Origin of the sequence: Cryobacterium sp. TMT1-3 (genome assembly GCF_004402315.1) — a bacterium.
In the GTDB taxonomy this organism is placed as follows: domain Bacteria; phylum Actinomycetota; class Actinomycetes; order Actinomycetales; family Microbacteriaceae; genus Cryobacterium; species Cryobacterium luteum.
The window spans coordinates 78,258-90,715 of record NZ_SOFW01000033.1 but is presented as its reverse complement, the minus strand read 5'-3'; the positions used below and the strand labels follow the sequence as shown (position 1 = coordinate 90,715).

Here is a 12,458-nt window from a genome sequence, read left to right as displayed (position 1 = left end):
TGCGCTGGCCGGCTTTCTCGCCGAGCGCGGCACGCTGGCGCACCTCGGCGCGGGAGAGCCTGGCCAGGGTGCAGACCAGCTCGACCCCGCTGCGGCACCCGAGCCGCCGCGCCAACGTCGGCGCCGCCAGAGCCGCCGACGCACCCGCCACGCTCGGAGCCGCCACGCTCGGAGCCGCTGCCGCTGCCGCAGCCGCAGCTGATGCCGCCCCCACCGGCGTCACCGATTCCGCACCAGCACGCTTCGGAGCGGTACTCGGGGCGGCAGCACTCCGATCAACAGCAGCCTGAGCGGCGGCTTTAGCAGCGGCCGCATCGAAGTATTCGGAGCGGCGCAGCACATCGGTCGTGGAGAGCACCCGAGCCCCGTCGACGACCCGGCCCACGCTCTCCAAAGCCATCAGCATGCTCAGCGATTCTTCGTCACCGAGCAACCCAAAGGACACCCCACCCAACGCCGCCAACAGAATTTCCCTGGCCTGCTCCACCGCGACAATGGCGGGATTCGAGCTCGGACTGCCAGGGTTTTCCATGAACATGGGCGCCAGTGCCTCCTTCACAACGATTCTACCGCAAATCGAACAAAAAAGCGAGACAAACTCACATAAACTAGGTGAATGGAATAATGCGGCTCAGCGCTCGGAACCCACGACTTCGGCCGCATCCGCCGTTTGACAGGCCTGATTGCGCTGTACTCTAGGGGCTAAAGGCCTCGTCGTCTCGCCAAAATAGAATGCCTGATCTAATTTCTTGCGCACGCCCATTTCGTGCTTACCAACCCACCTGCGATCTCGTGTTCTGGCCGTGAATCCAGTTTCCAACCAGGGCCCACGGCCCGGGCCCCGTCCCAACATTGCGGGCCTTGAAGCGCAGGCGCAGCAGGCGAGCAGGCCCGGGTACAGAGGAAACCCCGGCACATCTGCGGAATAGTGCGCAGTCTGCAGCGTTAGAGAGAGTGGGTCAGCGTAGCCCCGCCTACATTCCTCGATCAAAGGACTCGCCCATGACCCTCATCACTGACACTTCGCGCCGCGCTGACACCGAGTCCCCACTCATCGAGATTCTGGCGGAGCGTTGGAGCCCCCGCTCCTACGACAAGACCGCTGTCATCGATGAGGCCACCCTCACAACGGTGCTCGAAGCTGCTCGTTGGGCGCCGTCGGCAAGCAACATGCAGCCGGCCCGCTTCATCGTGGCGCGCCGCGGTTCGGCGAGCTTCGCGAAAATCACCGACGCCCTGATGGGTTTCAACCGGGCGTGGGCCGATACGGCATCCGTTCTCGTCGTGAACGTCGCCAAACTGTCGATCGATGAGACCCGGGAGAACCCGTGGGCCCGCTACGATGTCGGCCAGGCCGTCGCTCACCTCAGCATTCAGGCTCAGCACGAGGGTCTGCACACGCACCAAATGGGCGGTTTTGACGGCGCGGCCATCGCGGCAGCTTTCAACCTCACCGACGACCAGGCCGTCGTCACCGTGACGGCGTTGGGCGTGCTCGGCAATGCCGAAGACCTCACCCCCGAGCTGCGCGAGCGCGAAATCGCTCCCCGCACCCGCCTGCCCCTGGCCGAGCTGCTGCTCGAGAACGACTAGACCGCCGAAAGCGCAAAAGTGCCCGCTTGACCTCGTCAACCGGGCACTCTAGCGAACCGGTCAGGGGCGGAGCAGGACCTTGATGGCCCGGCGTTCGTCCATGGCGGCGTAGGCCTCAGCCACCTCAGCTAGCGGCAGCTGCAGGTCAAAGACACGGCCCGGGTTGATCTGGCGGGAAAGTACCTCGGGCAGCAGCTCCTCAACATAGCTGCGAACGGATGCGACGCCCCCGTTTACGCCCACGTTCGTGCCAAACAGGGTGCGAATGGGCAGCTCGGCGCCGCCGTTGGGCACGCCGACGTAGCCGACCATTCCGCCGGGGCGAGCCGAGCGGATGGCCTGATCCATCGATTCCTGGGTTCCGACGCACTCGAGCACGTAGTCGGCGCCGACACCGTCGAACAGGGCTTTGACGGCGGCAACACCCTCATCGCCACGCGCTTCGATGATGTCGGTCGCTCCGAATTCGCGCGCCACCGCCTGACGGTCGGCGTGCCGGGACATGGCCACAATACGGCTCGCGCCGAGGCGCTTGCTCGCCAGGATGGCGCAGAGCCCGACGGCGCCGTCACCGACGACGACCACGGTTGAGCCCGGCTCAACGCCGGCCGAGACGGCCGCGTGGTGTCCGGTGCCCATGACATCGGCGAGGGTGAGCAGGCTCGGAACGAGCTCGTCGCTTGGAACGCTCGGGGTGGCGACGAGGGTTCCGTCGGCGTGGGGCACGCGCACGCGTTCGCCCTGGGCGCCATCGGCGAACCCGCCGAGCTGGTCTTCCGCTCCCCACCAGCCGCCGTTCAGGCAGGAGGTGCTCACACCGTTCCGACAGTTGACGCAGGTGCCGTCGCAGTCGTAGAACGGTGCGATGACGAAGTCGCCGACCTTGACGGTCGACACGTCGGAACCGGTGGCCTCGACAATGCCGACGAATTCGTGGCCGATGCGGTGCGGTTCTTTGGTGGGCGTGACGCCGCGATATGGCCACAGGTCCGACCCGCAGACGCAGGCCGCGACCACGCGAACGATGGCGTCGCCACCGGTCGAGAGCACGGGGTCGGGAACTTCCTCGAGGCGAACATCCCGTTCACCATGAATCACAGTTGCAAGCATTGCTAAACCCTAACCGGCGATTCTGGGCATCCCCTTCCTGCACGCGAAATCAGGTCATCGGTTGTTTCCGCGGTCCTGCACCAATGCTTTGCCCGCTCTCCGGCGGGTCAGAGCAAATCGTCCTCGAGCGCCACCTCCGGCAGCACCGGAGCGGATGCCACGGTGAGCGCATCCCCGTCGGCGGCGAGCGCCACGAGTACCGTGTCGCCGTCGCGAATGTCGCCGGCGAGCAGTGCCCGCGCCAAACGGTCATCGATCTCCCGCTGCATCAGGCGCCGCAGAGGACGCGCACCATAGATCGGGTCGTAGCCGCGTTCGGCGAGCCAGCGGCGGGCATCCGGTGTGACAGCCAGCTCAAGGCGGCGCTCGGCCAGGCGCTTCTGCAGTCGGTCGACGTCAAGTTCAACGATCTCGCCGAGCTCATCGGTTGTGAGGGAGGAGAACACCACGATGTCGTCGAGTCGGTTGACGAACTCGGGCTTGAACGCCTGCCGTACGAGGCCCTGCACGGCCTCCTCTTTCTGTTCCACCGACAGGGTCGGATCGACAAGGAACTGCGACCCGAGGTTGGAGGTGAGCACGAGGATGGTGTTGCGAAAGTCCACGGTGCGGCCCTGGCCGTCGGTGAGGCGTCCGTCATCGAGCACTTGCAGCAGCACATCGAAGACCTCGGGATGTGCCTTCTCGACCTCGTCGAACAGAATGACCGAGTAGGGGCGACGCCGCACCGCCTCGGTCAGCTGACCGCCCTGCTCATAGCCGACATACCCCGGAGGGGCCCCGACCAGACGGCTCACCGAGAACTTCTCTCCGTACTCGCTCATGTCGATGCGCACCATGGATTTTTCATCGTCGAACAGAAACTCGGCGAGCGCCTTGGCCAGCTCGGTCTTGCCGACACCGGTGGGCCCGAGGAACAGAAACGACCCAGTCGGGCGGTCGGGGTCGGAGATACCGGCGCGCGAACGTCGCACGGCGGCGGCGACGGCACGTACGGCGCGCTTCTGGCCGATCAGGCGGTGGCCGAGCTCATTTTCAAGGCCCAGCAGCTTCTCGGTCTCGCCCTGCAGCAGCCGACCCACCGGAATTCCGGTCCAGGCGGCGACCACCGCGGCGATGTCCTCGCTCGTAACCTGCTCGTTGACCATGCGCGGGCCAACAGATTCTTCCTTCTCGGCGTCGGCAAGCGCCCGTTCCATCACCGGAATGTCGCCGTAGAGCAGCCGGGACGCCTTCTCAAGGTTGCCCTCGCGCTGGGCCCGGTCAGAGTCAATCCGCGCGGCGTCGAGCCGCTCGCGCAGCTCGCCCACCCGATTGAGCGAGGCCCGCTCGGTGTCCCAGCGGGTCTGCAGTTCCTTCAGGTTGGCCTGACGCTCGACGAGATCGTCGCGCAGCTTCACCAATCGTGCCTTGGAAGCGTCGTCCTTCTCCTTCTTCAAGGCGAGCTCTTCAAGCTTCAGCCGGTCCACACTGCGCCGCAACTCATCGATCTCGACCGGCGAGGAGTCGATCTCCATGCGCAGCCGACTCGCAGCCTCGTCGATGAGGTCGATCGCCTTGTCGGGCAGCTGGCGTGCGGTGATATATCGATTCGAGAGGGATGCCGCGGCCACGAGGGCAGAATCGGCGATCGTCACCTTGTGGTGGGCTTCATAGCGTTCCTTGAGCCCGCGCAGAATGGCGACGGTGTCCTCCACCGAGGGCTCGTCGACGAGCACCGGCTGAAAGCGGCGCTCGAGCGCGGCATCCTTTTCAATGAACTCGCGGTATTCGTTGAGGGTCGTGGCGCCGATCAGGCGCAGTTCGCCGCGAGCGAGCATGGGTTTGAGCATGTTGCTGGCCGCGACGGAGCCTTCGCCGCCGCCCGCACCCATGAGGGTGTGCAGTTCGTCAACGAAGGTGATGATCGCTCCGTCGGCGTCGTTGATCTCCTTGAGCACGGCCTTGAGCCGTTCCTCGAACTCGCCGCGATACTTGGCGCCGGCCACGAGGGCGGCCAAGTCGAGAGAGACCAACTGCTTGTCTTTGAGCGAGTCGGCCACGTCGCCGGCGACGATGCGCTGGGCGAGGCCCTCCACAACCGCCGTCTTTCCGACGCCGGGTTCGCCGATCAAAACCGGGTTGTTCTTAGTGCGTCGGGTGAGAACCTGGCTGATTCGACGAATCTCGGCGTCTCGTCCGATCACCGGGTCGAGCTTGCCGCTGCGGGCGATGTCGGTGAGGTTCACCCCATACAGTTCGAGAGCGGTTTTGGCGTCTTGCTGCGGTGGTTGCTGACCGGCTTGCATGAACAGTCTCCTCTAAAGTTGAGCCTCGCTGACTCAAGTTTACTACGTAGCGCCGACCCGTGCCAGCACGCCGCAGCACGATGTCCGTCAGGAATGGGGCAGTCTCGCGTGAGATAATAAAGGTTGGTCCCTTGTTCTTACGGAGCTCCCACACCTATGGCCCATTCCCTCAGCACGCACGAGATCGCCCGCATCGTCGGCAGCCAGTCCTTCTCGCGCGGTGAACGCTACGCCCGCAACGGTCACGTCACCGAACAGTCCTGGGCCCCGTCGGGAACACACCTCACCGGCCGCGTGAGCGGCACCAGCCCACAGCCGTACACCGTTCTGGTCTCGTTTACGCTGAATGCCGCCGGCCAGGCGGTGCGAGCCAGCGGAACCTGCACCTGCCCGATGGGCAGCAACTGCAAGCATGTCGCCGCCCTGCTGCTGGCCAGCCGCAGCACCCCAGCCGAGCGCACCGCCGAGCGCACCGCCTCCAACGTGCGAGCGATCGGAGACCGCCGCACCCCGGTGTTCGAGTCGACCTTTGTGCCGGCCGCCTACCAGCCACCCTCCCCAGCCCCCGTCATTCCCATTCGCCCACCGGTGCCAGCTTGGCGAGCCGCACTGGCGCCGATCGCCAAACCGTCCGGCTCGGAGACGGCCACCAGCACGGCCCTCGCCCTGCAATTCGATCTGCTTGAACCCGCCTACAGCCCCAACCGGCGCCCACAGCCCCGCCGACTCGGGGCCCGCCCCATGGTGATGGGCAAGAAGGGTAAGTGGATTCGCGGCTCCCTCACCTGGGACAACCTGTCCTGGACCCCCGGCACCTACAATCGCGGCCACCGCAAGATTCTCAACGCGCTCTATGCCCTCTCGGCCACCGGGCAGCGTTATTACAGTTACACCGACCACTGGCTCTACCTCGACAACTTCGAGAACAAGGCGCTCTGGGACCTGCTGCACGAGGCCCAGCTGAGCGGTCTGCCCATGGTCTGCGCAACGGATGCCCAGAATCCCGTTCTGCTCTCCCCCACGCCCGCCGCGCTCGAGCTCGACATCCGTCGTGACGACGAGGGCCTGCAACTGACCCCGCTGCTCCTGCTGAACGAGCGGCTGCATCGCGGCGCTGAATTCGGTTTCCTGGGCGATCCGGCGCACGGCGCGTACACCTTCACAAGCCCCACCGACCCGCTGGCGACTGGCCGACAGCTCGTTCTCGCCCCGCTGAACGCGCAGGTCAGTTCCGAGATCCGTGCCCTCGCGGTCACCGGCGGCTTGCACATTCCCGCCGACGACGAAGCAGCTTTTCTCGCCGACTACTACCCTTTTTTGCAGCATAAACTCACCCTGACCAGCCACGACGCTTCGTTTGAACTGCCGAAGACCGCGCGACCCCTGCTCGCCCTCGCCATCACCCATCAGACGGATGCCCGCATCACCCTCGCTTGGGAGTGGCAGTACGTTGCGCCCACCGACACCAGCCCGGCCACTGCCGCGACCGACGACCAGGCCGCGCCGGTCGGCGCTCCCGGAGCGGCGGCATCCGCTGGGGGCACTACCGGCGCTGGCAACGCTGCCGAAATCGTGGCTGCCGCCGTGGCCGCGCAACCCGTGCTGTACCGGCACCCGCTGCGACCGACGCCCGGCGACACCCGCTTTCGCGACCTGACCCGCGAAGCCGACACGCTGCGCAAGCTCGAACGCGCGATCCGCTCGTTCGAGCCGCTCTGGCAGCCCGCCACGCCGATCAGCGCGGCTCGACTGCTCGAGCACTCCGAGCTGCGCGGCGCCGTCATGATCAATTTTCTCGAGCACAGCGTGCCGCTGCTCGCCGACGCCGGCATCGTCGTTCAGGTCTCAGCCGATGCCCCGAGCTACCGCGAAGCCGACGAAGCCCCCGTGATCAGCCTCGCCACCACTGAAAGCACCGACACTCGCGACTGGTTCGACCTCGCCGTGACCGTTTCGATCGAGGGCGAAGACATTCCCTTCGACGACCTGTTTCGCGCGCTGGCCACCGACCAGGATCTGATGATCCTCGACAGCGGCACCTATTTCAGCCTCGACCGCCCCGAGCTGCAGCAGCTGCGCCGCCTGATCGAAGAGGCGCGGGGACTGCAGGAGAGCAACGCCGGCACGCTCGGCCTCAGCCGTTTTCAGGCCGACCTGTGGGACGAACTGCAGTTGCTCGGGGTCGTCGCCGAGCAGTCCGCCGCCTGGCGCAGCGCGGTCGAAGGATTGTCTGAGGCAGCGCCGATCGCCGAACGCCCGCTCCCGCCGGCCGTGCACGCCACCCTCCGCGCCTATCAGCAGACCGGATTCGACTGGCTCAGTTTTCTCTACGACCACCAGCTCGGCGGCGTACTCGCCGACGATATGGGACTCGGCAAGACCCTGCAGGCCATCGCGCTCATCGCTCACGCTCGCGACAGCCAGCGCACCGAGCCGGGTGCAGCCCGCAAGCCATTCCTCGTGGTCGCCCCGACGAGCGTCGTCTCCAACTGGGCCACCGAGTGCGCCCGGTTCGCGCCCGACCTCACGACGGCAGCCATCACGCAGACCGCCGGCAAGCGCGGGTCGAGCCTGAAGGACGTCATGGGTGAAGCGGATGTCGTGATCACCTCCTACACGCTGTTCCGCCTCGACTTCGAGGAGTACAACGCGCAGGACTGGGCCGGGCTGCTGCTCGACGAGGCCCAGTTCGTGAAGAACCACCAGAGCAAGGCACACGTCTGCGCGCGCCGACTGCGCACCCCGTTCAAGCTCGCCATCACCGGCACACCCATGGAAAACAACCTCATGGAGCTGTGGTCGCTGCTCTCCATCACCGCCCCCGGCCTGTTCCCGAGCCCCAGCCGGTTCGCCGACTATTACCGCAAGCCCATTGAAACGGATGCCGACGTCGACCGGCTCGCACAGCTGCGCCGCCGCATCCGTCCGTTCATGCTGCGCCGCACCAAGGCCGAGGTGGCCAGCGACCTGCCCGAGAAGCAGGAGCAGGTACTTGAACTCGACCTGCACCCGCGGCACCGCAAGGTCTACGACATGCACCTCGCCCGCGAGCGGCAAAAGGTGCTCGGCCTGATCGAGGACATGAACACGAACCGGTTCGAGATTTTTCGCTCGCTCACCATGCTGCGCCAGCTCAGCCTCGACGCGAGCCTCTACGACGCGAAATACGACAGTGTGCCGTCAACCAAGCTCGACGCCCTGCTCGAACTGCTGGAAGACACAGTCGCCGAGGGCCACCGCACCCTCATCTTCAGCCAGTTCACCCAGTACCTTGGCAAGGCCCGCGACCGGCTCGACGCCGCCGGCATCAGCTACTCCTACCTCGACGGCAAGACGCGCAACCGGGCCAAGGCCATCAGTGACTTCAAGGAGGGCTCGAGCTCGGTCTTTCTGATCAGCCTTAAAGCCGGCGGATTCGGCCTCAACCTCACCGAGGCCGACTACGTCATTCTGCTCGACCCCTGGTGGAACCCGGCGACCGAGGCCCAGGCCGTCGACCGCGTGCACCGCATCGGCCAGACCAAGAACGTCATGGTCTACCGCCTGGTGTCCAAGGACACCATCGAAGAGAAGGTCATGGCCCTCAAGGCCACCAAGGCTCGTCTGTTCGAAAGCGTCATGACCGACGGCGCCCCCGCCGGCACCGCCCTGACCGCCGCCGACATCCGAGAGCTCCTGGCCTGACCCCGCCCCGTTTCCGGGCCCGGGCCCGGAAACTGAGCCCATGATCTATCCTGGGCCCGGTTTCGTAACCTGGACCCCGACGGCCCGGGCATAACCGCCTCCTCCGACACCGCACGTTAACCCGGCACCCCTAAGCTGCACGCAAAGACCCCACCTCGCACCTGCAGAAACGGTCCCATGTCCACAATCTTCGATCGGGTTGACGCCCGCCTGGCGACAGCGCTCAGCCCGAGCCGCCGTCTCACCCTGCAACGCCCGCGCACCCTGGCGCTCGGCTTCCTCGTCCTGCACACGGTTTTCCTGCTCGCACTCCTCCCCACCATCCTCACCGGCCGCGTGCTTGGAGACCTTCCGCTCTACCGCACCTGGGCCGAGCTCGGCTTCAGCAACGGCGTCTGGCAGGGAATCGATACCGCCTGGGTCTACCCGATCGGCGCCATTCTCCCAATCGCCTTCGCGAGCGTCGCTGGTCCGCTGCTGTATCAACTGCTGTGGTTCCTGATGACGACCGTGCTCAACGCGGTTGCCGTCGGGGCGCTCACCGACTGGGGGCGCCGCCGCAGCGGGTTCAAGTCTGCCTGGTACTGGCTGCTCGCATCGTTCCTGCTCAGCCCGGTGGGCCTGCTGCGCCTCGAAGGGATAACGGCCCCCCTCGTCATCGTCGGCCTCGTGCTGCTCGCCCGGCGTCCGCTGGTAGCCGCGGCCCTGCTCACTCTCGCCACCTGGATCAAGGTCTGGCCGGCCGCGGTCATTCTCGCCGTGGTCACGGTGTCACCCCGACGACGCACGGTACTGCTCACCGGGGCCGCGCTGTCCGCCGGAGTGGCAGCATCCGTTTGGCTGCTGGGCGGACTGCGCTATCTCACCGGCTTCATCACGGAACAAACCGACCGTGCCCTGCAGCTCGAGGCGCCCATCACCACCCCGTGGGTATGGCTGGCCACCCTGGGTCGCCCCGACACGGTCATCTACGAGAACTATTCCATCGCCACGCGTGAGGTGTCGGGCCCGGGCACCGATCTGGTTGCCTCGCTGATGACGCCGGTCATGTTCGCGGCCATCGCGGCTATTTTTGTGCTGTTACTCATCGCCACACTGCGGCGAGCGGATGCCGCCCAGCTCGTTCTGCTTGGTTCCCTCGCCCTGGTCAGCGCGTTCGTCGTCTTCAACAAGGTCGGGTCACCGCAGTACATGCTGTGGCTGGTGCCGGTGGTCGCCGTCGGTGTCGGGCGCAGCTGGATGCTGTGGCGGGTTCCGGCCGTGCTCATGCTGGCCATAGCCGGCCTGACCACGCTGGTCTTCCCCATCTTCTACCTGCCGCTCATCGCCGGCGACCCGTTTTCGCTCCTGCTGCTCACCGTGCGCAACGTGCTCCTCGTCATGCTGTTGAGCTGGTCGGTCAGGGAAGTCGCTCGATTGGCCTGGGCTGCGCCGAAGCACGAGGTGGAATCCGCGGCACGCCGCCCACTCCCAGTCGGCCAAGGCAGAATAGACGGGTGACCACGACGACGACCTTCGCCCTCATCCGCCACGGCCAAACCGATTGGAATGCCGCCCTGCGCATCCAGGGTGCCACCGATATCCCGCTCAACGACGTGGGACGTGGCCAGGCAGCGGATGCCGTCGTTCCCCTCCAGCGCTACGGCTGGGATTTCATCGTTTCGTCGCCGCTGTCTCGGGCCGCCGAAACTGCTGACCTGATCGGCGAACAGCTCGGCCTCGACATCGCCCGGCGCATTCCGGGCCTGATCGAGCGCAACTACGGGCCGGCCGAGGGTCTCAGCGCCGGACCGGAGCTTGATGCCCTGCGATTTCCCGGTGGATTCCACGGCGCCGAGACCGAAGAGGCTGTCGCGGAGCGCGGGGTCGATGCGCTGCACCAGCTGGCCGAACGCCATCCCGGTGCGCGCATCATCGTCGTTGCCCACGGCACCCTCATACGGCTGAGCCTTGAGCACGCCCTCGACCAGCGCATTGGCAGCATCAGCAATGCCACGCTCAACCTCGTGCACCATCACCACGTGGCCGCCGACGACGCGACACAGTGGCAGCTCGACGTGTTGAACGGCGAGCAGCTCGTCGGTGCCTGACCCGCGCCAACGAGTCAGCGGCCGGTTGACACCGTCACGGTGAATTTGGTGTTGCGGCCGACCTGGCGGGTCGAGCCGACGATGCGGGTGAGCATCGGGCGGTAGCCGAGGTGGGTGTTCCACACCGTCCAGAGTTCGCCGCCGGGTGCGAGCACCCTCGCCGCGTCGATGAACAACTTCTCGGCCAGGCCGGCATGCACCGACGCTCCGATATGGAACGGCGGATTGAGCAGAATCAAATCGGCCGAGTTGTCGGCCTGGCCGGACAGCCCGTCAGCGCGCACCACGGTGACGCGATCGGCGAGCGCGTTGGCGTCGACGGTCGCGCGAGCGGATGCGACGGCGACGGCCGACTGATCCGTAGCGAGCACCTGCAGCAGCGGACGCTGCGCGGCCAGTGCCGCGGCGAGCACACCGGTTCCACAGCCGAGGTCGATGGCGCGTTCGGCGTCGGGCTTCATGCGGTCGAGCACCTCGAGCAATGCCCGGGTACCGATATCGATACTGGTGCCGGCGAACACGCCGCCGTGGCCGCGCACGGTGAGGTCGAAGTCCTCGTGCCGCTCGCTGTGCGGCCAGTCTGTGATCGACGTGGCTAGCGGCGAGGAAGCGATCAGCACGCGGGATTTCTGGCGTGCCGGGCGCACGTTGAGGGCGCCGAAGTGGCGGCGCAACACCTCGTTCATGCTCACGGTCATGTGTTTGATGCGGCCACCAGCGAAGACGATGACGTCGGGCGAGGCGTACCTGGCGATGGCGCCGGCGATCTCGTCGAGGGCATCGAGGCTTTTCGGCAACTGCAGCAGCACGACGTGGGCGTCTTTCAGCAGTTCTTCGCCAAGGGGCAGCGAGCGATAAGCATCCGTCAGGTTGACGCCGGAGGCGTTGCTGTCGAGCGCGTATTCTCCCGAGAGGGCGTCCTGGTAGACCCGGATGCCGCGGGCGTTATGCAGGGCGGCCGCGCCAAGGGTGAGGGCGCCGTAGCGGTCCTCGAGTACGACGACGCCGTCAAGGCGGTAGGCGGCGAGCGCGCCGGCCGCTTCGTCGAGAATGAGGCGGTCGCTCGCATCGACGGCAAAGAGGTTCTCCGCCTCGATGTCGGGACGACGACGCAGACGGTCGAAATCGAATTCGTTCACACGCTCATTCTCGTGCTTGCTGGTGTTCCGCGGCGCGGACTGGTCGTGCGTGCCCGATTCGGACATGGTTCCCCCTGAAAGTGGTGCCGGTGCAACCAGTTCGTGCTGTGAAACAGAAACGTGGAGCTTGTTACAAATGACTATGGTCTGGGCTGCCGCCAGATGACGATCTGGTTGCTGCGCCTGGTGCGGGTGCCCGCCTTCATCGAAATGACGTCACCGGCCGAGCCAGCCGCAAAAACGCGGCGGCCCGGACGGTTCAGCAGTTCGTCAGCGAGCGTCGATTCTAGTTCGCGCACGCGATTTTCGAGTCCGCGCACGTGATCCTCGAGTTCGAGGATACGACGGATGCCTTCCAGACTCACACCCTCCGAGCCCAGGAATGCGATTTCACGGAGCTTTGCCACGTCGAGCATGGAGTAGCGGCGGCTCTTGCCGGGGGTACGTTCCGGGCTGACGAGGCCCAGGCGATCGTATTGGCGCAGGGTTTGCGGGTGCATTCCCGCAAGCTCGGCGGCCGTGGAAATCACGAAGACCCGGGTGGTCTCGTCCAT

The 12,458-nt window shown here is 66.1% G+C and carries 8 protein-coding genes and 1 pseudogene; 4 read left to right on the top strand and 5 right to left on the bottom strand.

Annotated features, from left to right (window positions below; genetic code table 11):
• A pseudogene (locus E3O25_RS17105) lies at positions 1–559 on the bottom strand (hypothetical protein); the annotation flags it as partial.
• Between the two features lie 443 nt (positions 560–1,002).
• Here E3O25_RS17105 and E3O25_RS10880 point away from each other — a divergent pair.
• Positions 1,003–1,593, top strand: coding sequence for a nitroreductase family protein (locus E3O25_RS10880; RefSeq protein WP_134361137.1), 591 nt, complete (start codon positions 1,003–1,005; stop codon positions 1,591–1,593).
• A gap of 60 nt (positions 1,594–1,653) precedes the next feature.
• On the opposite strand, the gene E3O25_RS10875 is transcribed toward E3O25_RS10880, so the two are convergent.
• Both E3O25_RS10875 and E3O25_RS10870 read right to left on the bottom strand, forming a co-directional pair.
• Positions 1,654–2,703, bottom strand: a complete 1,050-nt coding sequence (locus tag E3O25_RS10875) for a zinc-dependent alcohol dehydrogenase family protein (protein ID WP_092113004.1) — start codon at positions 2,701–2,703, stop codon at positions 1,654–1,656.
• Positions 2,704–2,810: 107 nt separating this feature from the next.
• Positions 2,811–4,991: an ATP-dependent Clp protease ATP-binding subunit gene (locus tag E3O25_RS10870; RefSeq protein ID WP_134361136.1), complete on the bottom strand. Its 2,181-nt coding sequence runs from the start codon at positions 4,989–4,991 to the stop codon at positions 2,811–2,813.
• 156 nt (positions 4,992–5,147) lie between these two features.
• Here E3O25_RS10870 and E3O25_RS10865 point away from each other — a divergent pair, with 156 nt between their 5' ends.
• The 3 genes from E3O25_RS10865 to E3O25_RS10855 all read left to right on the top strand — a co-directional run bounded on the left by E3O25_RS10865 (position 5,148) and on the right by E3O25_RS10855 (position 10,765).
• Entirely contained in the window at positions 5,148–8,675 is a 3,528-nt protein-coding gene (locus E3O25_RS10865) for a DEAD/DEAH box helicase (protein ID WP_241988567.1), read from the top strand.
• A 177-nt stretch (positions 8,676–8,852) separates the two neighbouring features.
• Entirely contained in the window at positions 8,853–10,175 is a 1,323-nt protein-coding gene (locus E3O25_RS10860) for a glycosyltransferase 87 family protein (RefSeq protein ID WP_134361135.1), read from the top strand.
• Positions 10,172–10,765, top strand: coding sequence for a histidine phosphatase family protein (locus E3O25_RS10855; protein ID WP_092110498.1), 594 nt, complete (start codon positions 10,172–10,174; stop codon positions 10,763–10,765). The genes E3O25_RS10860 and E3O25_RS10855 overlap by 4 nt, the downstream gene beginning before the upstream one ends.
• Before the next feature lie 14 nt (positions 10,766–10,779).
• Here E3O25_RS10855 and E3O25_RS10850 read toward each other — a convergent pair whose 3' ends face one another.
• Both E3O25_RS10850 and E3O25_RS10845 read right to left on the bottom strand, forming a co-directional pair.
• The gene (locus E3O25_RS10850; protein ID WP_241983776.1) at positions 10,780–11,904 is read right to left on the bottom strand and encodes a class I SAM-dependent methyltransferase; all 1,125 of its coding nucleotides are present in this window, start codon (positions 11,902–11,904) and stop codon (positions 10,780–10,782) included.
• Positions 11,905–12,044: 140 nt separating this feature from the next.
• Positions 12,045–12,458 carry a heat shock protein transcriptional repressor HspR gene (locus E3O25_RS10845; RefSeq protein WP_092110502.1) on the bottom strand — a complete coding sequence of 138 codons (414 nt, stop codon included), beginning with the start codon at positions 12,456–12,458 and terminating at the stop codon, positions 12,045–12,047.

Coding starts and splice junctions, on each gene's coding strand:
- E3O25_RS10880 (WP_134361137.1), top strand. CDS start 1,003: ATGACCCTCATCACTGACACTTCGCGCCGCGCTGACACCGAGTCCCCA.
- E3O25_RS10875 (WP_092113004.1), bottom strand. CDS start 2,703: ATGCTTGCAACTGTGATTCATGGTGAACGGGATGTTCGCCTCGAGGAA.
- E3O25_RS10870 (WP_134361136.1), bottom strand. CDS start 4,991: ATGCAAGCCGGTCAGCAACCACCGCAGCAAGACGCCAAAACCGCTCTC.
- E3O25_RS10865 (WP_241988567.1), top strand. CDS start 5,148: ATGGCCCATTCCCTCAGCACGCACGAGATCGCCCGCATCGTCGGCAGC.
- E3O25_RS10860 (WP_134361135.1), top strand. CDS start 8,853: ATGTCCACAATCTTCGATCGGGTTGACGCCCGCCTGGCGACAGCGCTC.
- E3O25_RS10845 (WP_092110502.1), bottom strand. CDS start 12,458: ATGGACGAGACCACCCGGGTCTTCGTGATTTCCACGGCCGCCGAGCTT.